We start from the raw sequence: 22329 nt of genomic DNA, 5'->3' as shown, positions 1-22329 counted from the left end.
ACCGCCCGAAGGGGAATCGTCATGACCGTCAAAGTGACCGTCACCGGCGCGGCCGGCCAGATCGGTTACGCCCTGCTCTTCCGCATCGCCTCGGGGCACCTGCTCGGGCCGGACGTGCCCGTCCAGCTGAGCCTGCTGGAGATCACTCCGGCGCTGAAGGCGGCCGAGGGCACCGCGATGGAGCTCGACGACTGCGCCTTCCCGCTGCTCAAGGGCATCGACATCACCGACGACCCGAACTACGCGTTCAACGGGACCAACGTCGCGCTGCTCGTCGGCGCCCGTCCCCGCACGGCGGGCATGGAGCGCGGCGACCTGCTGTCGGCCAACGGCGGGATCTTCGGCCCGCAGGGCCAGGCGATCAACGACCACGCGGCCGACGACGTGCGCGTCCTGGTCGTGGGCAACCCCGCCAACACCAACGCGCTGATCGCGCAGCGGCACGCGCCCGACGTCCCGGCCGACCGGTTCACCGCCATGACCCGGCTCGACCACAACCGCGCCCTGTCGCAGCTCTCGTCGAAGCTGGGCGTCCCGGTCACCGACATCAAGAAGATGACGATCTGGGGCAACCACTCCGCGACGCAGTACCCCGACCTCTACCACGCCGAGGTCGGCGGCAAGATCGCCGCCGAGCTGGTCGACCAGGACTGGCTGAAGGACACCTTCATCCCCACGGTCGCCAAGCGCGGTGCGGCGATCATCGAGGCCCGGGGCGCGTCCAGCGCCGCGTCGGCCGCCAACGCCGCGATCGACCACGTGTACTCGTGGGTGAACGGCACCCCCGAGGGCGACTGGACCTCCGCCGCGGTCGTCTCCGACGGCTCCTACGGCGTGCCCGAGGGCATCATCTCCTCGTTCCCGGTGGTCTCGCGGAACGGCCAGTGGGAGATCGTCCAGGGCCTGGACATCGACGACTTCTCCCGCGGCAAGATCGACGCCTCGGTCAAGGAGCTCCAGGAGGAGCGCGACGCGGTCAAGGAGCTCGGCCTGATCTGACGCCATATGGGCAGGTAGCCGGGCATGGATGAATTCGACGTGATCGTGCTCGGCATGGGCCCAGGTGGCGAGGACGCCGCCGGCCGGCTCGTCGAGGCCGGGCTGAGTGTGGCCGCGGTCGAGGCAGACCTGGTCGGCGGCGAATGTCCTTATTGGGGCTGCGTACCGTCGAAGATGATGATCCGGGCCGCCCACGTCCTGGGTGAGGCCCGGCGCGTCTCCGGCCTGGCCGGAGCGGCGACCGTCTCCCCCGACTGGACGCCGGTGGCCCGCCGCATCCGCGCCGAGGCCACCGACGACTGGAACGACCAGGCCGCCGCCGACCGCTTCGAGAAGAAGGGTGGTCATCTCGTACGCGGCCACGGCGTCGTCACCGGCCCCCGCGAGGTGACCGTGGGAGACCGGGTGCTGCGCGCCCGGCGCGGCCTGCTGATCTCCACGGGGACCCGTCCGGCGATCCCGGACATCGACGGACTGGCCGGCACGCCCTATTGGACCAACCACGAGGCCGTCGCCACCGAGAGCGTGCCCGAGTCGATGATCGTGCTGGGCGGCGGGGCGATCGGCCTCGAACTGGCCCAGGTCTTCGCCCGCTTCGGCACCGAGATCACTCTTCTGGAGGCCGCCCCCACCCTCCTGCCCGGCGAGGAGCCCGAGGCCGGGGCGCTGATCGCGAAGGTCTTCCGCGACGAGGGCATGCGCGTGCTGACCGGGGCGTCCGCCTCCCGGGTGTCCTACGACGGCCGGTTCGCCGTGACGGTGGGCGACGAGGTCGTCGAGGCGGCCAACCTGCTCGTGGTGACCGGCCGCAAGACCGACCTGACCGGCCTGTCGGTCATCGGGGTCGACGAGACCGCCAGGTTCATCCCCACCGACCCCCACATGCGCGTGACCGACGGCGTCTGGGCGGCCGGCGACGTGACCGGCCACGGAGGCTTCACCCACGTGGCCAACTACCAGGGGCGGATCGCGGCGCTCGACATTCTCGGCGAGGAGGTCGCCGGGGCCGACTACCGCGCGGTCCCCCGCGTGACCTACACCGACCCGGAGGTCGGCGCCGTCGGCCTGACCGAGCGGCAGGCCCGCGACGAGGGCCTGTCGGTGACCACCGGCATCACCACGGCGGGCGCGCGCGACTGGATCCACGGGACGAAGGACATCCTGATCAAGCTGGTGGCCTCGGACGACGTCCTGGTCGGCGCGACGGCGGTCGGCCCGGCGGGCGGCGAGGTGATGGGCGCGCTGGCGGTGGCGGTGCACGCGCGGGTGCCGGTGATGACCCTGCGCTCGATGATGTACGCCTACCCGACCTTCCACCGCGGCATCGAGGACGCGCTGAAGAACCTGCTGAAACAGGATCGCCCCTAGCCTGGCCGGGTGGACTTCGCCGGAACCCCCCGTCCCGCCCCGCGCTGGCACCACGCCGAGAGCGAGCTCGACGACTTCGTGATCGTGAGTTTCCGGGTGCCCGCCGAGCGGCTGGCCGCCCTGCTGCCACCCGGCTTCGCCCCTGTGCGGTTCGACTGGGCGGCCGGGGGCTCCGGAGCGCTGGTGTCGGCGGTGGGGTTCCGCGACCGGGACTTCCACTTCCGGTTCTGCCCCCGCGTCGCCATCGCCTGTGGCCAGATCAACTACCGCGCCTACGTCACCCGCCACGGCGAACCCGGGGTGTGGTTCTTCCGGACCGCCCTCGACCATCCCCTGGTGGCCGTGCCGCGCCATCTGTGGGGCATGCCGTGGCGGCGCACCCGGATCAGGATCACGGGCGACTGGGGGCCGGAGCCCCGCTGGGAGCTCGACGCCGACGACGCGGAGTGCCGGGCGGCGGGCGTGGGGCCGTACACCCCTGATGGGCTGGGAGACGACTGGTTGCCGCTGCTCACCCACCCCACGACGGGCTGGTACCGGGGGCGGCGGTCGGTCGGGACCTACAGCGTGTGGCATCCCGTCATGGAGCCGGTGTTCCTGGAGGCCGCGCACGCCCGGTTCCGGGTGTTCGAGGAGCTGGGGCTGGTCGAGCCGGGCCAGCCGCCCCATTCCGTGCTGGGGCAGGCCTCGATCCACTTCGACGTCCACGTGCCGCCTAGGGTGTCGGCATGACCCAGACGACGATCATCCGGTACGACGACCTCGACGTCCGGTTGCGGGTGCTGGTCGACGGTTACGCCGACCAGCACCTTCTGGGCGACCTGACCGACCGGGTCGTCATGTGCTGCCAGACCCGCGGCGCGAACCTGTCAGCGGGGGTGCTCACCCCGGCCCTGATCGTGATCGTGCTGGTCCGCCCCGACGGCGAATCGGTCCGGCTGGGCGCCCGGCTGGCCGGGGCCGACCTGCGCGTGGCGGACGGCGGCGTCTGGGTGCACGCCCAGTGGTTCGGGGCCGACCCGAGTTCCTACCTGCTGCCGCTCGAAGAGGGCAGCGTCTTCCTCGACGCCCTGCGCACCCGGATCATGGCCGCCCGCCACACGTGACGATCGTCACGGCGCGGTCGCCGGGTCGGAGATGCGGAACCAGCGGCAGCTGTACTCCTCCACCTCCACGAGGGCCCGCCCGTCCTGGATCTCCACCGTGTCCTCGGAGAACAGGTCGGCCAGGACCTTCCCCTGCTCGTCGAGGCCCAGGGTCACCTTCGCCACCCGCCCGGCGAAGTTGTGCAGGGTCACGACGCCCTCGTTGCGGATCGCCAGGACCGCGTCGTCTCCCCCGTCCAGGACCTCGTAGGAGCCCCACGCCAGTTCCGGCGACTCGCGGTACTGCTCGACGAGCCGTCCGATCCACGACAGCAGCGACTCGGGGTCGCGCCGCTGGGCGCTGACGCTGATCTCGTCGGGGCCGTAGTCGCCGCCGGGCATCGGGATCGCCGGTTCGACCGTGCTGAAGCCGCCGTGCCGGCCGGAGGTCCACTGCATCGGGGTGCGGACCGACTGGCGGCCCTCGATGGCGAGGTTCTCGCCCATCCCGATCTCCTCGCCGTAGAAGAGCACGGGGGTGCCGGGCAGGGCGAACAGGAGGCTGTAGACCATGCGGATCCGGCGCTGGTCGCCGCCGAGCATGGTGGGCAGCCGCCGCCGGATGCCGCGGTCGTAGATCCGCATGTCCTCCTCGGGCGCGAAGGCGGCGAAGACCTCCTCCCGTTCGGCGTCGGTCAGCTTGTCGAGGGTCAGTTCGTCGTGGTTGCGGACGAACGAGGCCCACTGGCTGTCCTTGGGGGGCGCGGGGCGCTCCCGCAGGGCCTCGGCGAGCGGACGGGCGTCCTCGCGGGCCAGCGACAGGTACATCCGCTGCATCCCGATGAAGTCGAAGCACATGGTGATCTCGTTACCGAGCGGGGTGTCGCCGAAATAGGCCATCAGGTCCTTGTACGGCAGGTTCACCTCCCCCAGCAGCATCGCCGTCCCGTCGCGGCGGTTCATGAACGCCCGCAGGTCGGCGAAGAACTCGTGGGGGTCGGGCAGTGCGTCGTCCTGTTCGAGCACCCGTTCGACCAGGAAGGGCACCGCGTCGACGCGGAAGCCCGACAGGCCCAGCTCCATCCAGAATCCCAGGATGCGGGCGATCTCGTCCCGCACCTCGGGATTGGAGGTGTTGAGGTCGGGCTGGAACTTGTAGAAACGATGGAAGTAGTACTGCTCGGTCTGGGCGTCCCACTGCCAGAGGCTGTCCTCCTGGTCGGGGAACACGACCCCCTTGGGGTCGTCGGGCTCGGGCTCGTCCGACCAGATGTACCAGTCGCGGTGCTTGGAGTCCCGGGAGGAGCGGGCGTCCTGGAACCAGGGGTGCTGGTCGGAGGTGTGGTTCACGACCAGGTCGGCGATCACCCGGATGCCCCGGTCCCGGGCCACCCGCATGAACTCGACGAAGTCGCCCAGGGTGCCGAGGCGGGGGTCGACGCTGTAGAAGTCGACGATGTCGTATCCGTCGTCGCGGTCGGGGGTGGGGAAGAACGGCATGAGCCAGATGCAGGTCACACCGATCCGGTCGAGATGATCGAGATGCTGGATCGCGCCCCGGAAGTCACCGATCCCGTCGCCGTTCCCGTCGGCGAAGGTCTCGATGTCCAGGCAGTAGACGATGGCGTTCTTCCACCACAGTTCGGAGGTCTGGGTCAGCCGCATGGGCAGCGCCCCTACCCATTTCCGGCACGAGAAAGCCGACCGTTGCACGAGGCAATCGGTCGGCTTCTGGTTGATGCTGGATGGAACTTAGATCGGCGTCACGTTCTCGGCCTGCGGACCCTTCTGGCCCTGCACGGTCTGGAAGCTGACGCGCTGGTTCTCGTCCAGGCTGCGGTAGCCACCGCTGTTGATCGCCGAGTAGTGCACGAACACGTCAGGGGTGCCGTCGTCGGGGGCGATGAAACCAAAGCCCTTTTCGGCGTTGAACCACTTGACGGTGCCTTCAGACAACTGCTTCTCCTTATGCGGAGCCTCACCGTCTCGTCAGGTCAACGAGACGGGCTGCTTAGCGGACCAGCCCTGCATCCGCCTACGTCGGAAAAGCAGTACGCCCGCTACCGGCCGTGAGGCCGGAGGCGTTCTTTACAAAACACCACTGCAACACGTCAAGCCTAGCGCACCCCGAGCGCGGGGGCAGCCATGTACCACCTCGCGTGGCCATCGCCTCTGGTCAGCGAGTCCAAACGGCGTGGAAGTTCCTGCCGGGAGAAGGGATCGCCGAGGGCGTTGCGGATGTGGATGCCGACGGCGTACATGTCCCTGATCTCCATCAGAGTCGCGTAGCCGGGCCAATCTCGCAGGTCAGAGCCGTAGGCGTGGGCGAAGGCGTCGACGTCGCCGGCCGAGAGGCCGAATCTGCGCTGGCCGTGGTAGGTGTGGACCAGGTCCCACTCACGGGGGCCCACCGCCACGCCGTCCCAATCGCAAAGAATCGCGTTGCCGTCGCGGCAGCGGAGCAGGTTGTCGATCCAGGCGTCGCCGTGGAGGAGGACCGGCGGGCCCGAGTCGAGGGTGTGCCAGCGATCGGTCAGTTCTTCGATGCGGTCGCCGAGCCAGCGGCGCTGGTAGGGGGTGAGCACCTCGGCCCGGTGTTCGACCGCGTGGCGGACCTCGGCGAGCGGGTCGGTGAGCCGCCGGAGCGGGATCGACGTCGGCACCGGTTCGCGGTGGAGGTCGCGCAGCACGTGGCCGAGCTCGGTGGTGGTCGGGGAGCCGTTGGAGCGGACGTAGCGCCAGAAGGTGACCGCCCGGCCGCCATGCACGATGGGCTGGTGGGGGATCTCGTCGACCGGCCGGACCGTCGGGAAGCCCCGGTCGGCCAGCCAGCGGGCCACCGCCAGCACGGCCGGGAGCCGGGTGAGGGCGTCGGGGGCGGTGGCGATCCGCACCACCATGTCGCCCCGCAGCTTGAAGACGGCGTTGCTGCGCAGCCGCATCAGCCTGGCCCCGCCGGCGTCGACCCCGATGCGGTCGCAGACCGCGCGCAGGACCGTGAACGCCTCGTCGGCGAGCGGACGGGCGGCCGTGGCGCGGGTGAGGTGCGTGATCGTCACGTGTGAGGCGCTCATATGGCCAGCCGGAGGGACGACTCCGACAGGACCTGGTTCAGGTTGCGGACGGCGGGGAGCCGCGGATCGGCCTCGTTCAGCAGCGCCTTCGCCCGGGTGATGACGATCGAGGTGCGGTGCTCGGCCGGGACCTGGCTGAGCGCCTGGGCGGCGAGGCGGCAGGCCTCCTCGTAGTCGCCGTGGCGGGCCAGGTGGGTGGCCTGGTCGAGCAGGATCAGCGCCGGGTCGATCGTCTGGAACCCCGAGTCCATCTCCAGGTTCTGGAGCTGGGAGTCGTCGCCGAGCTCGATCAGGGTGCCGGTGCGGTAGAAGCTCATGCGCTTCTCGGTGAAGACGAAGGCGAGGTCGTCCTGGCTCATGCCGCGCATGCGGGCGAAGATCTGCTCCGCCTCGGCGAGCGCGATGCGGGCCGCCTTGCGGTCGCCCATCCGGGCCAGGGCACGCGCCTCGGCGGCGGCGGCGAGGGCCGCCGGGGAACTGGGGGCCGAACCGGCCAGCATGCGGGCCTCGCGGGCCAGCCGGACGGTCTCGGTGAGGTCGCCGTAGTAGTAGGGCAACATCGTCTGGTTGGCCCTGACCAGGGCGCGTAACCGCAGGTCGCCGACGTCGTCGGCGGAGGTGCGGGCGGTGCCGTACCAGGCGTGGGCCTGGCGGGTGTCGCCGAGCTTCATCAGGGCGTCGGCCGACAGCAGGGCCAGCATCGTGGTGGCCGTCAGGAGGCGGCGCTGCACGCCGGCGGGCTGGCGGGCGCCGGTCAGTTTGCGGACGTCGGCCAGCTCCAGCATCACCCGGCACAACATGGGCGTGGGCGGGGTGGTCATGTATTCGCGCCGGTAGCGCAGCACCTGCTCGTCGAGCCGGTCGAGCTGGTCTTCGGTGACGGTCGTGGTGGCCAGGGACCGGTCCAAATCGTGCCGGGTGCCCTCGACCTCGGCGAAGAACCTGCCGTTGGGGGTGCCCATCAGCATCGCCTGGTGGAACAGCGCCCGCCGGTCGGTGTCGTCGTCGGCCAGGTCTTCGACGTGGACGGCGTCTTCACTGGACCCGTTGGCCACGACCACGACCTTCTGGCTCACGCCGGGGTCGTCGCAGTAGTCGGCCGCGAGGCCGAGGCGTACCGCGTTGGCCTTGTAGAGCCGGGCCAGCAGGTCGATCGTCTGGGGGCGCGGCCGCGCCCGGTTGTTCTCCCATGCGTTGAGCAGGTCGATGCTGGCCCTGGGCAGGCCGAGCGACTGCTGCTCACAGAGGTGTTCGAGCTCCTCGATCGCCTGGCGCGCGGACCATCCCCGGCCGAGCCGGTGGGCCTTCAGCATGCTGACGCCGCAGCAGCCGTGAATCGCCTGAACCGTCTGCCACATCGACCACTGCCGTGCCTCGGCCTGCTCGCGCCAGCGACGAGCACATGCCGGAGAGTGCTCTCCTCGGGCCATCCCGCCTGCCCTTCCGCTGCTGACATCCCGCCGCTCCCAGTCTGCCCTCAAGCAGGGGGTTTGGCGATTACGGGTGTTACCACCACGTTAATCGGCCAGCACTCAACCGCCAGCCCTGTTATGGGTTCGTAGCCCCGGAACCGTGTGTCTTCCACTTAATACCAGCGGGTTCCCTGGTTATTGCACGTATTCGGCTAGTACGCCCGATTGCCGGGCAGTCATCCCAGGTTCACCCTTTCCGGAGAAAGGTCGCAACGTCCCCTGGAGACCACCATGGCGATGAAGGCAGATCGCAGCGAGGCGATGGACCACCTCGAACGGCTCGCCGCCCAACTTGAGGCGCATTCGTTCCAGGTACGCCTGTCGGCGCCGGCCGGCCTCTACCCCCGGCTTCGAGTGGTGAACCCGATGGCTCCGGCCATGGCGGAGGACGTGCTGGCGTCCAACGCCAACGACGGAGAGTGGTGGTACTGGCTCTCCTGGGCGGGCCGCATCGGGCACGCCTCCGACGTCGTGACCGCCGCCGAGCGCATCGCCTCGGTTCTGCACGTGATCCGCCGATAGTTTCGGACACCCCCTAGCCGGTACGGCCCGCGCCTCCGGCGGCCGGCTGTCAGGCGGCACCCGCGCTCCGCCTCTCGTCAAAGAGAGGGGCGCGGCCCACAAGCCGAACCGGACCAGCTGTCGCCGGCCGCCCACGCCCACCCACCGGGGCGCGGGCCGTACCTCCACCCGACCGATTTGTCCATAGCCGATCTCTTAGCCGCACGCGTGGTTCATTACCCTGTCAACCCGTTTGACCTGTCTCACAATGTGGCATTCATGATGTGCACCGCACGTCTGCCCGTTTCTATCGACAGGACGCGGATTTCTGGCTTACCCTCGGCTAGGTGGGACTTCGCCTATACGATACTTTCAGCCGGTCGGTCCGCGATTTCTCCCCCCGAATTCCGGGAATCGCATCGATTTATCTCTGCGGTCCCACCGTCGTCGTCCCACCCCATGTCGGGCAGATACGCTCGCAAGTGAACTTCGATATTCTGCACCGCTGGCTCCTGCATTCCGGATATCGCGTTCTCTTCTGCCGGAACGTCACCGACATCGAAGACAAAATCATCAGCCGCTCGCTTTCCGAGGGCGTGCACTGGTGGCGGATCACCGACCCGGTCCACCGGTCGTTCGAGAGCACCTACGAGGCCCTCGGGTGCCTTCCGCCCAGCGTGGAGCCCCGGGCGACCGGCCACATCCCCGAGATGCTGGAGCTGATCGAGCAGCTGCTCGCCTCCGGCAACGCCTACACCGCCGACGGCGACGTGTATTTCTCGGTCTCCTCCTTCCCGAATTACGGCGAACTCTCCGGGCAGCGGCCGAGCCAGATGCGCGGCGGCGAGGAACCCGGCCACGGCAAACGCGACCCCCGCGATTTCGCGCTCTGGAAAAGGGGCCGTCCGGGAGAACCCGTCTGGCACGCGCCGTGGGGAGACGGCCGGCCCGGATGGCATCTGGAATGTTCGGCGATGGCGCGTAAATATCTGGGCGCCGAATTCGACATCCACGGCGGCGGGGCCAATCTCATTTTCCCGCACCACGAGAACGAGATCGCCCAGTCGCGCGCCGCCGGCGACGGTTTCGCGCGATTCTGGATTCACAACGGACCGGTTACCCACCGGGGCGAGAAGATTCGCAAGACGGCGAAGAACCCGCTGGCGGTGCACACCTTACTGCGGCGGATCAGGCCACAGGAACTGCGGTTCTATCTGGCCGCCGCCCATTATCGGTCGCCGATGGAATTCTCGGTGGGGGCGGTGGAGGAGAGCGCGGTGGCGTACCGGCGGATCGAACGTTTTGTGCACCGCGTGGCCGTGGACGCGCCGGGCGCCCTTCCGCCGCAGTTCAGAGAGGCGATGGACCACGACCTGAACCTGCCTCAGGCGGTTTCGCTGATTCACGCGGCCGTCAATGAGGGGAACGCCGCCCTCGATTCCGGCGACGTTCGGAAGGCGGCGCGGAAATGCGCCGAGGTAAGGGCGATGCTCGACGTGCTGGGCCTCGATCCGATGAGCGCGCACTGGGCCAGGGAAACGCAGTTGCGGGAAGTCGCGGGGGCCGTGCTGGGCGTGGTGCGAAATCTCGCCGAGGCGAGCGCGGAGCGGGGTGAGTTCGAACGGGCGAGGATCATGCATCGGCAGATCGACAGCGCCCTCAAGATTCGCCAGCGGGTTACGCTCTGAGGCGTGCCCGCACCAAAGAAGATCCTCATTGACTGCGACCCCGGGATCGACGACGCACTGGCCATCACCCTCGCCCACGGCTGCCCGGCGCTCGACCTCGTCGGGATCACCACGGTCGGCGGGAACGTCTCCCTGGAGCTGACCACCCTCAACGCCCTCAGGCTGCGCGAGTTCCTCGGGTTCCCCTCGGTGCCCGTGGTCGCCGGCTCCCCCGGCGCGCTGGTGGCCAGCCGGATCGACGCGGCCGAGGTCCACGGGTTCGGCGGGCTGGGCGCGGCGGTACTCCCGGAACCCCGGCTGCCGGTCGGCGACGGGCACGCGGTCGACTTCATCGTCGACACCCTCGCGGCCTCCCCCGGCGAGATCTCCCTGGTCGCCGTCGGTCCGCTCACGAACATCGCCCTGGCGGTGCGCAGGGAACCCCGCATCATGGAGTGGGCGCGCGACTTCACCATCCTGGGCGGGTCGTACACCCGGGGGAACCGCACCCCCGCGGCCGAGTTCAACATCGCGGCCGACCCCGAGGCGGCGGCGATCGTCTTCGGTGCCGGGTGGACGGTCAACCAGATCGGCCTCGACGTCAGCCTGACGGCCCTGGCCAACGGGCCGATTCTGGAGCGCATGCGGGGCCTGGGACGGCTCGGCGGGGAGCTCCTGATCCCCAGCCTGGAGTTCTACGGCATGACGACGGCCCACGACGGCCCGGCGGTCCACGACGCGCTGGCGGTCGCCTTCGTGGCCGACCCGACCCTGTTCGAGTTCACGCCCGGCGTGGTCGACGTCGAGACGGCGGGCCGGTTCACGTCGGGGATGACGGTGATCGACTTCAACCTGCGCGGGCGGGTCCCCAACGCGAACGTGGCCCGGAGGATCGACGTGAAGCGGTTCTGGGACCTCACGCTGGAGAGCTTCGCCGAGGTGGCCGATCGGCTTCCCTAGCCAGATACTCCGTCAGGATCAGGTGCGGGAACCGGTAACCCTTGCCGTCACGGCGCAGGAGGCCGATCTCAGCCGCCTGGATCACGAAGCGCCGATAACGGAGGGGCAGCAGACCCGAAAGCACCAGAAGGGCCCAGCCGCCGACCCCGCGAACGGAGAAGACGACGGGCACTGACAGGAAGACCCCCGCCAAGACCCCGACGAGCATCCCCAGCACCGCATCGAGTGACAGGTCGTCACCGGCCCCCCAGAGGACTCCGATCACCACCCCCGGCAGCACCCCCGCCCCCATCACGAACCACGCGATCCGGTCACTGAGTTGGACGTCGAAGGGGTCCATCGCCAGATCGGGCGAGTAGACCGTCATGGTGAGGAACGCGGCGCAGAACGCCACGCCCACACCCACGAAGAACGACGCGGTCCCCTTCTCCTCGACCGGCCAGGCGAGGGCGGCCAATACGACGCCCATGAGGAGCGCGGGCCACTCCAGCCTTCTTCGCAGCCTCATACTCCCGAGGAACGCCACGACACACAGGGCCAGGAAGACGAGGGCGGCGGCCCTGACCGGCGAGAACGTCAGGCTCCGCGCCACGAGACCACCGAGCCCGGCCATTCCGATGATGATCGCGGCACCGGCGACCCCGATGACCGCGCCGTAGATCCAGCCCTTGATGCGGACCGCCGCCACCCTGACGACGGGGTCTTTCGAGGCCAGCAGTATCCGAACAGAGGCCATCAGGGCCAATGACATGACGAATCCCGCTATGCCACCGGCGCCGCCGCCGGTCACGATGAGCACGGCGGTGAGCGTGGCCGACCACATGGCCACGGCGATGTTCGCCCCTTCGCCGGCGACGGAGCTCCGCGTCGCCGGGGGCAGTGCCCACCACCACAGGAACGGCCGGAGACCCGGAAGAGAACCGGGCAGCGTGCGCGAGTTCAGCGCCAGCGTCACGCGGGCGAGCTGCGAGATCCACCTGAGCATCTGGTCTTTCCCGTAGTGCTGACGACGCGCTCGCTTCAGATGGAACATCTGCTCCACATACGCGGCCAGCAGGTCGTTCCGGCTCCAGCCGCCGGCGCCCGGATCGGCGTCGGTGACGGCGCCCGCCAGGACGTGCAGCCAGAGTGGCGCGCTGATGAGTTCGAGCATCTCCGGGTCCCGCTCGACCGCCTCATGCGCGGATCGGAGCTCAGGGCCGCCGGAGGCCAGATACGCCAGCACCCGTTCGCCGGTCAGCGGCCGGATGACCACTGCCCCGTACAACCGGAACTGCTGCCGCGCGGGCAGCGCGTCGTACTCTTCGGCACGGCTGCCGATGACCATGGAAAGCTGCGGATACCGGTCATAAAGCGCGTTGACCTCCGTTAGGCAGCGGGCGCGAAACTCCGGTCCGACTTCGTCGAAACCGTCGAGCAGCAGCGTGACCGTGCCGTCTTCCAGCCACCGGTCGGCGATGTTGGCGCCGACGTCGTAGAGCTTCTCGATCTGGCGCAGCAGCCATTCACGCAGATCTTCAGGTGGCCGGGTGCGCAGCAGGGTTCGACGCCGCCTGCCCCACTCGCCCAGTTCAACGACCAGCGGCAGCGGCCCGTCCGCCCGGTCGAGAAGAGCTTTCGCGAGTTCGAGGATCATGGTGCTCTTGCCCGCGCCCGGCGCGCCGAGGATGAGCATCGAGCCGTCGAGCCGGTCGTAGACGTCCAGAGGCCTGGCATTCTCCATCACCCGCAAGGGTGCGCCGGGACCCACACGATCCGCGGGCGGCGGGGGAAGGACCGCGTCGGGGACGAGGTCAAGATCGAGCTGCACCCGGATGGCCCGAATCGGCTCCTGGTCGAGACGCTGGTCCAGGTGATGCCGCACGTGAGCGGAGGCGCGGTCGCGGAAACCGGGGCGGATGAGGCGCCCGATCTTGCTTTCTGGGCTCGCCGCAAGTAGCTGGAGAACCGCGAGCACGATCGAGACCAGCCCCAGAACCAGGACGACGGGCCAGGCCCAGCTGCGATGGGGCTCCAGCCAGGCCGGTACTGCGCCCCCGGTCGCGATGTTGATCGCGACCGGCAGGAGCACGGAGCCGACGGCGGTGGCCAGCACGACCATCAGCGCGATCGGCGGAATCTTCGGCACACTCGTCTATCGCTACGTGGATTTAACACGTCACGGTATGCACCGAATCGCCTTTCAGATATTTTGTCGACAATCGACGAGAGGCCTCCAGAGTGGATCTGCAGATTTCGGCGTTGAAGGCGGCGTACAGGACCGGGCTCCACCCCCGTGAGGTCGTCGCCGAGGTCTACCGCAGGATCAAGGCCCGGGGTGACGACGGCGTGTGGATCACCCTCCGGCCGGAGGAGGAGGTCCTCGCCGGGCTGCCCGGCGATCCCGGCCTGCCCCTCTACGGCGTCCCCTTCGCCGTCAAGGACAACATCGACGTCGCCGGGCTGCCCACGACGGTCGCCTGTCCCGACTTCGCCTACGCGCCCGGCCGGTCGGCGCCGCTCGTCGACCGGCTGATCGGCGCGGGCGCGATCCTGATCGGGAAGAACAACCTCGACCAGTTCGCCACCGGGCTCTCCGGGTCGCGAAGCCCCTACGGCTCGGTGGAGTCGCCGCTGGTCGAGGGGCTGATCTCGGGCGGATCGTCGTCGGGGTCGGCGGTGGCGGTGAGCGCCGGGCTGGTGAGCTTCTCGATCGGGACCGACACGGCGGGCTCGGGGCGGGTGCCGGCGGTGATGACCGGGACCGTGGGGCTGAAGCCGTCGAAGGGGCTGGTCAGCACCCTCGGCGTGGTCCCGGCGTGCGCGTCGCTCGACTGCCCGAGTGTCTTCGCGCTGAACGTCCACGACGCCCGGGTCGTCCTGGAGATCATCGAGGGGTACGAGCCGGACGACCCCTGGTCGCGCAAGCTGCCCCGGCACGACGAGCCGATCCGGAGGGTCGGCGTCATCCGGGGCGACGACGACTGGACCGGGATCCTCGCCCGATTGGCCGGCCTCGGCTACGAGCTCGTCGACGTCGACATCGAGCCGTTCCTCGAAGCCGGGCGGCTGCTCTACGAGGGGCCGTGGGTGGCCGAGCGGTGGAGCGTGCTGGGGCCGTTCGTCGAGAGCCACCCCGAATCGCTCCACCCGGTCACCGCGAAAGTGCTCGGCACGGGGGCCGGCGTCACCGGGGCGGACGCCTTCCGGGGCCTGCACCGGCTCAGGGAGCTCATGGCCGAAACCCGCCGGACCTGGGCCCAGGTGGACGCCCTCGCGGTCCCGACCGTCCCCCGCACGTTCACGCTCGCTGAGATGGCCGAGGATCCCATCGGCCGCAACTCCGTCCTGGGCACCTACACGACCTTCGCCAACCTCCTCGATCTGGCCGGGATCGCCGTCCCGGCCGGCTTCACGTCCGCGGGCGGACCGCACGGCGTCACCCTGCTGGCCCCCGCAGGCGCCGACGGTCCGCTCGCGGACGCCGCCGAACGGTTCCACACGGGGATGGCGGGAGCCACCCCGTACCGGATCAGGAAAAGGGGCACGCCGCTGGCCGTGGTGGGGGCGCACCGGACCGGCCATCCGCTGCATCCGGAGCTGGTGGCGCTCGGCGCGACCCCGGCGGGTCTCGCCCGCACGGCCGCGGCCTACCGGCTCTACGACCTCGGCGACCGCCCCGGCATGGTCAGGACGCCGGACGGCGCGTCCATCGAGGTGGAGCTCTTCCACCTCGGCACGGCCGAACTGGGCGAGCTGCTCACGAAGATCGCGCCGCCGCTCGGGCTCGGCTCGGTCGAGCTCGACGACGGGAGCCTCGTCACCGGGTTCCTCTGCGAGGCCCACGCGGTCGCCGGAGCCGCCGACATCACGGGTTACGGCTCCTGGCCGGCCTACGTGAACGCGCGGCCGTAACATCCGGCGGCATCGCGCGAAACATCGGTTTCCTACGCTCCGGACATGGCGGACATATTCGACTCATATGCCCTGGCCGACGCATGGGACGAGATGTTCGAGCGGCCGGGCACACCCCGGCCGCCGTACCAAGGGCTGTTCGCGGCCCTGCAACCCCTCGGGGCCGACGAGCTCCGGTTCCGGGCCGACCAGCTCGCCCGGGTGTTCACCGACCGGGGGGTGACCTTCGACTACGCGGGCGAGGAGCGCCCGTTCCCGCTCGACCTGATCCCGCGTGTCATCGACGCCGCCGAATGGGACCTGATCTCCCGCGCGGTCCGGCAGCGGGTGCGCACGCTGGAGGCCTTCCTCGCCGACGTGTACGGCGGCCGCCAGATCTTCCACGACGGGGTCGTCCCGTGGGGGCTCCTGCACAGCTCCCCCCACTTCCACCGGACGGCCGACGGGATCAGGCCCGCGAACGGGGTGCGCGTGCACATCGCGGGCATCGACATCATCCGCGACGAGACGGGCGCCTTCCGGGTGCTGGAGGACAACGTCCGCACCCCGAGCGGCGTCAGCTACGTCCTGGAGAACCGGCTGGCGATGATGCGCACCCTCCCGGCGCTGTTCACCGAGCAAAGGGTGCGGCCGGTCGACGAATACCCGGCCCGGCTGCTGGCCGCCCTGCGGCGGGCCGCGCCGGCGGCGATCAACGATCCGACGGTCGTGGTGCTGACCCCCGGGGTCTACAACGCCGCCTACTTCGAGCACGCCCTGCTCGCCCGGCTGATGGGCGTGGAGCTCGTCGAGGGACGCGACCTGGTCTGCGAGAACAACCGGGTCTACATGGTCACCACGCACGGCAAACGGCCGGTCCACGTGATCTACCGGCGGGTCGACGACGACTACCTCGACCCGCTGCACTTCCGGCCCGACTCGACCCTCGGCTGCCCGGGGCTGCTGAACGCCGCCCGCGCCGGCACGGTCGCCATCGCCAACGCGGTCGGCAACGGGGTGGCCGACGACAAGCTGCTCTACACGTACGTGCCGGACCTGATGAAGTACTACCTCGGCGAGACGCCGCTGATCTCCAACGTGGAGACCTACCGGCTGGAGGACGCCGACACCCTCGAATGGGTGCTGGCCAACGTCGGCGACCTGGTGCTGAAACCGGTCGACGGCGCCGGGGGCAAGGGCATCGTCATCGGCCCCCGGGCGAGCGAGGAGACCCTCGCCGGGCTGACGGAGAACGTGCAGAAGGATCCGAGGAAGTGGATCGCGCAGCGGCCCGTCGCCCTGTCCACCTCCCCCGCCCTCATCGGCGACCTGCCCCGGCCCCGGCACATCGACCTGCGGCCGTTCGCGGTCAACGACGGCGACGACGTCTGGTTGCTGCCGGGCGGCCTGACCCGCGTCGCGCTGCCCGAGGGGGAGCTGGTCGTGAACTCCAGCCAGGGCGGGGGCTCCAAGGACACCTGGGTGTTGTCGGAGCCGGGGCCGCGCATCCCGCACGTCGCGGCCGGCGGGCACCAGCCCCCGGCGCACTGGCAACCGAGCCGCAACGCCGCCTGGGACGGGGAGAGCGAACAGTGAGAGAGCTGCTGAGCCGCATCGCGGAGACCCTGTACTGGATCGGCCGGTACGTCGAACGCTCCGACGACATCGCCCGCCTGCTCGACGTCTCCCTGCACCGCACCCTCGGCGACGACGAGGACTGGTCGACGGTGCTGGCCATCCTCGGCCACGAGGGCGGCGACAACCCGACGACCGAGACGATGATCCAGCGCCTGGCCTACGACTCGGCCACGCCGAGCTCCATCGCCGGGTGCGTCAGGGCGGCCAGGGAGAACGCGCGCGGGGTGCGCGAGATCATCTCCAGCGAGGTCTGGGAGTGCCTCAACGTCACCTGGAACGAGCTGCCGATCCGCCAGATCGGGGCCGAACGGCTCGGCCCGCACGGCTATCTCCGGTACGTCCGCGAGCGCGCCGCCCTGTTCTCGGGCCTGACCGACGCGACCATGAGCCGCGACGACGGCTGGTTGTTCATCGTGCTGGGCCGCAGCCTGGAGCGGGTCGACATGACCGCCCGCCTGCTGGCCGTGCACGCCGAGGTGCTGCCCAGCGAGTTCGCGCCGCCGTCGGAGTCGACCGGCTGGAAGGCGCTGCTGGAGGCGTGCGGGGCCGACGAGTCGTTCACCCGGACCCACCGGGGCGACGCGAAGCGGGTGCTGGAGTTCCTCCTGCTGGACCGGCTCTTCCCCCGCTCGGTCATGCACGCCCTCACGACGGCCGAGCAGTGCCTGGCCGAACTCAGCCCCAACCAGGGCAGGGCGGGCATGAACGACCCGGCGCGGGCGGCGGTCGGGCGGGTCCGGATGGCTTTGGAGTACGCCGACACGGCGGGCCTCGAAGAGCAGCTCCCCGAGCTGCTGATCACCCTCCAGGCGGCGTGCGTGATCGCCTCGGAGGGGTTGACGGAACGGTTCTTCCAGCACGCCTCGACGTTGCGCTGGGAGCTGGGCGTGCAGGCGCTGGGAGGTGCGGTGTGGAAACCGGCTGGCGTGTGAGGATCCGCCACTCGACGTTCGTGGAGTACGAGGGCGAGGCGGCGTCGTCGTACAACGAGGTGCGGATGACCCCGGTCGACGACCACCGGCAGGCCACGCTCGACTGCAGCCTGGTCGTCCGGCCGGCGACGCCGGTCTGGACCTACCGCGACTACTGGGGCACCCACGTCAGCGTCTTCGACGTGACGGGCGGCCACCGGACGCTCGCGATCGAGGCCGAGGCCCGGGTCGACACCTCGCCGGTCCGGCCGCTGGCCAGGCCGCTGAGCTGGGACCTGCTGCGCAACGTGTCCGGCCCGGTCGCCGAGCTGCTGCGGCCCACCGAGCGGACCACGATCACCTGCGGGGAGGTCGGCCTCGCCCAGACGCACGGCCGCGACCCCCACGAGACCGCCGAGGCCATCGCGTGGGCGGTGCACGAACGGGTCGAGTACGTGCCCGGCGCCACGGGGGTGCTCACCAGCGCCCAGGAGGCCTGGGACCAGGGGAAGGGCGTCTGCCAGGACATGGCGCACCTGACCGTCGCGCTGATGCGGGCGGCCGGGCTGCCGGCCCGGTACGTCTCCGGCTACATCCATCCGGCGGCGGACGCGGTCATCGGCGAACCCGTCGCCGGGCAGTCGCACGCCTGGGTGGAGTACTGGTCGGGCGAGTGGAACGCGCTCGACCCGACAAATCGCTCAAAAGTAGGCGAAACACATGTAGTGGTAGCGCGCGGGAGAGACTACGCTGACGTACCCCCTTTGAAAGGTATTTACCAAGGACCACCTGCGGGAAGACAAGAAGTAAAGGTCGAAGTGACCCGGTTGGCGTGATCATTACGTATTACTGGGAAGGCTGAGACCAATACGAGAGAGGAGAGCCTCTTGTGAAAAGGGTCCAGATCGTCCAGCGCCCCCGTCCGCCCCGGCAGCCGCTGCCCATCGACCTACGCACTCCGTCGGGGCGGGTCCTCCCTTTTTGACCCGGCCCTCGTCTACCGCCGGCCCGACGAAGCGTCGGCGGCCCGTTCATAACAGCGCTCGAATCCTTCAAGGACCACCGGCCACGAGCATCTGACCGGCGACGTCGACCGATTGTGCTCGGCGATCGCCCCTCGTAGCGCAGGGTCCCCCGCGAGCCGGGCCACCGCACCGGCCAGCTCGTCGAAGGTGCGCCCCAGCAGGCCTTCCTTGCCCGGGCTCACGAAATCGGCCACACCGCTCTGCGACCGTGCCACCACCGGCACCCCCGCCGCGCGCGCCTCCAGCGCGGCCAGACCGAACGACTCCCGGGGCGCCGGGGCGACGAAGACGTCGGCCTCCGCCAGCAGCCCCCTGATCTGGTCCCGGGTGTACCTGCCCGGCATGTCGACCCAGTCGATCCGCTTCGACTTCAGATGGCGCTCCATCTGGCCCCGTGCGGGCCCGTCGCCCACGATCGTGGCCCGCAGGGTGACGCCCTTGCGTGTTCTGGCCTTGGCGGCCTCAAGGAGCTTCAGGAGTCGTACGGGCTGCTTGCGCGGCGCCAGCCGCCCCACGGCCACCACGTGGACCTCGTCGGAGGGCACCCGGGCCGGGCCCTCGGGCCGCCAGCCCGACAGATCGAGCCCGTTCGAGACGACGTGGACCGGCACGTTCGGCCCCGCCACCCGCCGGATGTGCCGGGCGGCCGCCTCGGAGACGGCCGTGCCGACCAGCCCCCAATCGCTCCAGTTCGCCGCATTGAGCACCCGGTAGAGGTTGGCGGTCACCGGATCCCACATGCTGTGGACGGTCACCACCACGGGCAGCCCCACCCGGTGGGCGGCCAGCACCCCCATCCACGCGAACGGCGACACCGCGCCCGTGTGGACGTGGACGACGTCGGGGGTGCCCCGCGTCATGATCCGGGTCAGATGGCCCGTGCCGCGCGGGTGGACCGGCAGGTCGAACGGCATGCGCGCAGTCACCCGGTGGACGCCCGGCAGCGGCTCCCCCGGCGTGGCGGTCACCACCTCGACGTCGTGCCCGGCCTCGCGCTGGCTCCTGATCAGGTCGGCGACCTGCACCTCGATGCCGCCCAGCCGGGGCAGGTAGCAGTCGCTCACGTGAAGGATGCGCACCCGATCAGCCTCTCAGAGGTCCGGACCCGGCTCAAACGCGCGATCGGAGGGTGGGATCATGTGTCGGGTGAAGACAGCGGTGTTCTTTCACGCCCATCCCGACGACGAGGCGCTGCTGACGGCCGGGACCATGGCGATGCTCGCAGCCGAGGGCCACCGCGTGGTCCTGGTGGTGGCCACGGCGGGCGAACACGGCCTGGCCGAACTACCCCACGGCGACGAGCTCGGCGAAGCCCGCATGAACGAGCTCTACGACTCGGCCGCCCGGCTCGGCTGCGCCCGCGTGGTGCGCCTCGGCTACGCCGACTCGGGCCTGGAGGCCGGCGGCGGCGCCGAAGACCGCCCCGCCGACGCCTTCATGGACGCCGACATCGAAGAGGCCGCCACCCGCCTGGCCGCCATCCTCGACGAGGAGAAGGCCGAACTCCTGACCATCTACGACCCGTCGGGCGGCTACGGCCACCCCGACCACGTGCAGGTCTACCGGGTCGGCACCCGGGCGGCGAAACTGGCCGCGATCCCGCCGATCCTCCTGGAGGCCACCGTCAACCGCGACCCCCTGCTCAAGGGCGTGCGGCTGGCCGCGAGGTTCTACCCCCAGCTCGACATCCGCTCCTTCGAGACCGCCTACTCCGCCTCGGCCGACATCACCCACCGGGTCAACGTCCGGAAGTGGACGTCGGTCAAACGCCAGTCGATGGCCGCCCACGCCACCCAGGCCAGCGGCGGCGACGGCGACCGCACCCTCGCCGCTCTGCTGAAGATCCCGGCCCCGGTCTACCGCTACGTCTTCGGCACCGAGTGGTACGTCCGCCGCGACCTGCCCCCCGGCACGAAGATGACCCATCCCTTCGACGACTGACTCAGCCTGCCTCGCGGAGCGGCTGGAACTGAACGTCGAGACGCACTTCGAGCGCCTCGGCGAGACGTTCCAGCAGGGGGATGGTGGGCATGGTGCCACCCGCCTCGAAGCGGGCGACGGCGGGCTGCTTGAGACCGGCCCGCTGCGCCAGTTCGGCCTGCGTCAGGCCGAGTTCCTCGCGGCGCCGGCGCACGGCCTCTCCCAGCTCGAACCTGAGACGAGCGGCCTCGTGGGCGGCTCCCGCGCCGGGACGGCTCATGATCTCGGCACGCTTGTCGGCCCATGCCCTGCGTTCACCCATGACCAGCACTCTCCTCCGCCGTGTGCGCCTCGGCGATGCAGCGCTCCATGGCGCGCACCGCCCGCTCGATCTCACCGGCCTCGCGCATCCGCTGTTTCTTGAACACCGTGAGATCCAGTAGGTGACCCGCACCGCTCGCGAGAGAGATGAAAACGGAGCTCCCGGAGCTTTCCGTGCAACTGTCTGGTGTACGGCTCGCCGAGCAACACACCCCGTTCCGCCAGGAGATCGACGTAGAAGACCGCCGTCTCCTGATCGTCCTGGCTCAGCGAGTCGAGCCAATCGTCGACCTCAGGCTCCAGTTCCACCTCTCCCCAAGTCATAACACGGACGTTATAAGGCGGGCAAGGGTGACGTCCGGCGAACGGGCGTCAACCTTGGGGACCTGCCTGGTTCGTCCCAGAGGATGAGCGAAGCGGTCCGCGTGCCCGGCAGACTGGGGCGCATGAACAGGTGGGTGCGGGTCGCCATGTCGGTCGCGTCGCTGGCGCTGGCCGCGGGGCTGATCGTCTACCTGCCCTCGATCATCGGGTCGCTCACCGGGGCGACGATGTCGTGGGGCCAGATCGGCGGCCTGTTCGCCGAGGTCTCCTGGCAGCTGGCCGCGCTGATGACCGTGGTGTGGCTGGCCAGCCTGCTCGCCTACACCTTCGTGCTCACCGGGTCGCTGCCCGGCCTCGGGCACACCCAGGCGCTCACCCTCAACGCCGCCGGGAGCGCGGTCAGCAACCTGCTGCCGTTCGGCGGGGCGGCCGGGGTGGCGCTGACCATGGCGATGACCAAGGGGTGGGGCTTCCCCGTCGGGGCCATCGTCGCCTCGACGCTGGTCAGCGGGGTCTGGAACATGATCTTCCGGTTCCTGCTGCCCGCCGTGGGCATCCTCGCCCTGCTGCTGTCGGGCACCCCGCTGTCCCCCACGGTCACCAAGGCCGGATGGGCCGCATCCGGGTCGCTGCTGGCGCTCGTCGTGCTCGTCGGGGCGGCGCTGTTCTGGGATCGGGGGGCCCGCGTCATCGGGCACGGCGCCGACCGCCTCGTGGCGCTGTCGCCTCGCAAGATCCGGCCCGCCGAGCGGTGGGCCTCCGGCGCCATCCACAAACTGCGTGCCGACATGGCCGGAGTGGTCCGGTCGGGCTGGCTGAAGATGTCGCTCGGGATGGTGTTCTTCCTCGGCTTCCAGTGGCTCGTCCTGGCCCTGTGCATGGTGGGGACCGGCTCGTGGGTCGGCACGGCCCAGTCGATCGCGGTGTTCGCGCTGTCGCGGGTGCTGACGAGCGCGCTGGCCACGCCCAGCGGCGCGGGGTTCATGGAGGCCGGCACCGCGCTCGCGCTGATCGGGTTCGGCGCGGGCGAGGCCCAGGCCACCGCGGCGGCGATTCTGTTCGGATTCTGGACGTACACGATCGAGATTCCGTGGGGCGGTCTGGCCCTCGGGGGCTGGGCACTTCTGCGCAGGCGCGACGGGAGGCGGGAATCCGAACCGGTCACGCGCGAGAAAGCATCATGATCTTGCG

Annotated in this window: 21 protein-coding genes; 13 read left to right on the top strand and 8 right to left on the bottom strand. The window is 70.0% G+C overall.

The window, feature by feature from the left end; genetic code table 11:
* Nucleotides 1-21: 21 nt before the first annotated feature.
* Genes QSK34_RS29075 through QSK34_RS29060 form a run of 4 tightly spaced genes read left to right on the top strand, consistent with a single transcriptional unit; the run spans nucleotide 22 to nucleotide 3473 of the window.
* Nucleotides 22-999: a malate dehydrogenase gene (locus QSK34_RS29075; protein ID WP_161482094.1), complete on the top strand. Its 978-nt coding sequence runs from the start codon at nucleotides 22-24 to the stop codon at nucleotides 997-999.
* A gap of 24 nt (nucleotides 1000-1023) precedes the next feature.
* Nucleotides 1024-2367: a dihydrolipoyl dehydrogenase family protein gene (locus QSK34_RS29070; protein ID WP_285588615.1), complete on the top strand. Its 1344-nt coding sequence runs from the start codon at nucleotides 1024-1026 to the stop codon at nucleotides 2365-2367.
* 9 nt (nucleotides 2368-2376) lie between these two features.
* Nucleotides 2377-3099 carry a DUF2071 domain-containing protein gene (locus QSK34_RS29065; RefSeq protein ID WP_285588614.1) on the top strand — a complete coding sequence of 241 codons (723 nt, stop codon included), beginning with the start codon at nucleotides 2377-2379 and terminating at the stop codon, nucleotides 3097-3099.
* Nucleotides 3096-3473: a hypothetical protein gene (locus QSK34_RS29060; RefSeq protein WP_285588613.1), complete on the top strand. Its 378-nt coding sequence runs from the start codon at nucleotides 3096-3098 to the stop codon at nucleotides 3471-3473. Before QSK34_RS29065 ends, QSK34_RS29060 begins: the two co-directional genes overlap by 4 nt.
* Before the next feature lie 6 nt (nucleotides 3474-3479).
* Here the strand turns inward: QSK34_RS29060 and QSK34_RS29055 are convergent, their stop codons facing one another.
* From QSK34_RS29055 to QSK34_RS29040, 4 genes are all read right to left on the bottom strand, one after another.
* The gene (locus QSK34_RS29055; RefSeq protein ID WP_285588611.1) at nucleotides 3480-5117 is read right to left on the bottom strand and encodes an alpha-amylase family protein; all 1638 of its coding nucleotides are present in this window, start codon (nucleotides 5115-5117) and stop codon (nucleotides 3480-3482) included.
* 87 nt (nucleotides 5118-5204) lie between these two features.
* On the bottom strand, nucleotides 5205-5408 hold the full coding sequence (locus QSK34_RS29050; protein WP_030455889.1) for a cold-shock protein: 204 nt from the start codon (nucleotides 5406-5408) through the stop codon (nucleotides 5205-5207).
* Nucleotides 5409-5569: 161 nt separating this feature from the next.
* A complete protein-coding gene (locus QSK34_RS29045) occupies nucleotides 5570-6511 on the bottom strand; it encodes an aminoglycoside phosphotransferase family protein (RefSeq protein WP_285588608.1) in 942 nt (313 codons plus the stop codon).
* Between the two features lie 11 nt (nucleotides 6512-6522).
* Entirely contained in the window at nucleotides 6523-7884 is a 1362-nt protein-coding gene (locus tag QSK34_RS29040) for an NsdA family TPR-like regulatory protein (protein WP_285588606.1), read from the bottom strand.
* A gap of 345 nt (nucleotides 7885-8229) precedes the next feature.
* Here QSK34_RS29040 and QSK34_RS29035 point away from each other — a divergent pair, with 345 nt between their 5' ends.
* The 3 genes from QSK34_RS29035 (at nucleotide 8230) to QSK34_RS29025 (ending at nucleotide 11126) form a co-directional block, all read left to right on the top strand.
* Nucleotides 8230-8520: a hypothetical protein gene (locus QSK34_RS29035; RefSeq protein ID WP_231515630.1), complete on the top strand. Its 291-nt coding sequence runs from the start codon at nucleotides 8230-8232 to the stop codon at nucleotides 8518-8520.
* 326 nt (nucleotides 8521-8846) lie between these two features.
* Complete coding sequence (gene cysS / locus QSK34_RS29030; protein WP_285588604.1) at nucleotides 8847-10187, top strand: cysteine--tRNA ligase; 1341 nt, start codon at nucleotides 8847-8849, stop codon at nucleotides 10185-10187.
* A gap of 3 nt (nucleotides 10188-10190) precedes the next feature.
* Nucleotides 10191-11126 carry a nucleoside hydrolase gene (locus tag QSK34_RS29025; protein ID WP_285588601.1) on the top strand — a complete coding sequence of 312 codons (936 nt, stop codon included), beginning with the start codon at nucleotides 10191-10193 and terminating at the stop codon, nucleotides 11124-11126.
* On the opposite strand, the gene QSK34_RS29020 is transcribed toward QSK34_RS29025, so the two are convergent.
* Nucleotides 11083-13254, bottom strand: a complete 2172-nt coding sequence (locus QSK34_RS29020; protein WP_285588599.1) for an NACHT domain-containing protein — start codon at nucleotides 13252-13254, stop codon at nucleotides 11083-11085. The two genes, QSK34_RS29025 and QSK34_RS29020, sit on opposite strands and share 44 nt — an antisense overlap.
* Nucleotides 13255-13346: 92 nt before the next feature.
* Here QSK34_RS29020 and atzF point away from each other — a divergent pair, with 92 nt between their 5' ends.
* Genes atzF through QSK34_RS29000 form a run of 4 tightly spaced genes read left to right on the top strand, consistent with a single transcriptional unit; the run spans nucleotide 13347 to nucleotide 18384 of the window.
* A complete protein-coding gene (gene atzF, locus QSK34_RS29015) occupies nucleotides 13347-15020 on the top strand; it encodes an allophanate hydrolase (protein WP_285588596.1) in 1674 nt (557 codons plus the stop codon).
* Nucleotides 15021-15065: 45 nt separating this feature from the next.
* Nucleotides 15066-16595, top strand: coding sequence for a circularly permuted type 2 ATP-grasp protein (locus QSK34_RS29010; RefSeq protein ID WP_285588594.1), 1530 nt, complete (start codon nucleotides 15066-15068; stop codon nucleotides 16593-16595).
* On the top strand, nucleotides 16592-17569 hold the full coding sequence (locus QSK34_RS29005; RefSeq protein WP_202610469.1) for an alpha-E domain-containing protein: 978 nt from the start codon (nucleotides 16592-16594) through the stop codon (nucleotides 17567-17569). The genes QSK34_RS29010 and QSK34_RS29005 overlap by 4 nt, the downstream gene beginning before the upstream one ends.
* On the top strand, nucleotides 17566-18384 hold the full coding sequence (locus QSK34_RS29000; protein ID WP_285588591.1) for a transglutaminase family protein: 819 nt from the start codon (nucleotides 17566-17568) through the stop codon (nucleotides 18382-18384). Before QSK34_RS29005 ends, QSK34_RS29000 begins: the two co-directional genes overlap by 4 nt.
* 161 nt (nucleotides 18385-18545) lie before the next feature.
* Here QSK34_RS29000 and QSK34_RS28995 read toward each other — a convergent pair whose 3' ends face one another.
* Nucleotides 18546-19652: a glycosyltransferase family 4 protein gene (locus QSK34_RS28995; RefSeq protein WP_285588590.1), complete on the bottom strand. Its 1107-nt coding sequence runs from the start codon at nucleotides 19650-19652 to the stop codon at nucleotides 18546-18548.
* A 58-nt stretch (nucleotides 19653-19710) separates the two neighbouring features.
* On the opposite strand from QSK34_RS28995, the gene QSK34_RS28990 reads away from it, so the two are divergent.
* Nucleotides 19711-20514 (top strand): PIG-L family deacetylase, encoded by an 804-nt coding sequence (locus tag QSK34_RS28990; protein ID WP_062349819.1) that lies wholly within the window; start codon nucleotides 19711-19713, stop codon nucleotides 20512-20514.
* Between the two features lies 1 nt (nucleotide 20515).
* Here the strand turns inward: QSK34_RS28990 and QSK34_RS28985 are convergent, their stop codons facing one another.
* Both QSK34_RS28985 and QSK34_RS28980 read right to left on the bottom strand, forming a co-directional pair.
* Nucleotides 20516-20815, bottom strand: coding sequence for a helix-turn-helix domain-containing protein (locus QSK34_RS28985; protein WP_161482082.1), 300 nt, complete (start codon nucleotides 20813-20815; stop codon nucleotides 20516-20518).
* Between the two features lie 71 nt (nucleotides 20816-20886).
* Complete coding sequence (locus QSK34_RS28980; RefSeq protein ID WP_285588585.1) at nucleotides 20887-21138, bottom strand: type II toxin-antitoxin system RelE/ParE family toxin; 252 nt, start codon at nucleotides 21136-21138, stop codon at nucleotides 20887-20889.
* 122 nt (nucleotides 21139-21260) lie between these two features.
* On the opposite strand from QSK34_RS28980, the gene QSK34_RS28975 reads away from it, so the two are divergent.
* Nucleotides 21261-22322 (top strand): lysylphosphatidylglycerol synthase domain-containing protein, encoded by a 1062-nt coding sequence (locus QSK34_RS28975; protein WP_285588584.1) that lies wholly within the window; start codon nucleotides 21261-21263, stop codon nucleotides 22320-22322.
* Nucleotides 22323-22329 lie beyond the last annotated feature (7 nt).

The sequence above is a fragment of the Herbidospora sp. NBRC 101105 genome (assembly GCF_030269205.1).
Classification (GTDB): Bacteria; Actinomycetota; Actinomycetes; order Streptosporangiales; family Streptosporangiaceae; genus Herbidospora; species Herbidospora solisilvae.
Note: the sequence above shows the minus strand (reverse complement) of the source record. Positions and strands in the feature narration are given on the sequence as shown.

Excerpts from the sequence above, each read along its gene's own strand:
- QSK34_RS29075 (WP_161482094.1), top strand. The coding sequence starts at position 22 with ATGACCGTCAAAGTGACCGTCACCGGCGCGGCCGGCCAGATCGGTTAC.
- QSK34_RS29070 (WP_285588615.1), top strand. The coding sequence starts at position 1,024 with ATGGATGAATTCGACGTGATCGTGCTCGGCATGGGCCCAGGTGGCGAG.
- QSK34_RS29060 (WP_285588613.1), top strand. The coding sequence starts at position 3,096 with ATGACCCAGACGACGATCATCCGGTACGACGACCTCGACGTCCGGTTG.
- QSK34_RS29055 (WP_285588611.1), bottom strand. The coding sequence starts at position 5,117 with ATGCGGCTGACCCAGACCTCCGAACTGTGGTGGAAGAACGCCATCGTC.
- QSK34_RS29040 (WP_285588606.1), bottom strand. The coding sequence starts at position 7,884 with ATGTGGCAGACGGTTCAGGCGATTCACGGCTGCTGCGGCGTCAGCATG.
- QSK34_RS29035 (WP_231515630.1), top strand. The coding sequence starts at position 8,230 with ATGGCGATGAAGGCAGATCGCAGCGAGGCGATGGACCACCTCGAACGG.
- QSK34_RS29010 (WP_285588594.1), top strand. The coding sequence starts at position 15,066 with ATGGCGGACATATTCGACTCATATGCCCTGGCCGACGCATGGGACGAG.
- QSK34_RS28990 (WP_062349819.1), top strand. The coding sequence starts at position 19,711 with ATGTGTCGGGTGAAGACAGCGGTGTTCTTTCACGCCCATCCCGACGAC.
- QSK34_RS28985 (WP_161482082.1), bottom strand. The coding sequence starts at position 20,815 with ATGGGTGAACGCAGGGCATGGGCCGACAAGCGTGCCGAGATCATGAGC.
- QSK34_RS28980 (WP_285588585.1), bottom strand. The coding sequence starts at position 21,138 with ATGACTTGGGGAGAGGTGGAACTGGAGCCTGAGGTCGACGATTGGCTC.
- QSK34_RS28975 (WP_285588584.1), top strand. The coding sequence starts at position 21,261 with ATGAACAGGTGGGTGCGGGTCGCCATGTCGGTCGCGTCGCTGGCGCTG.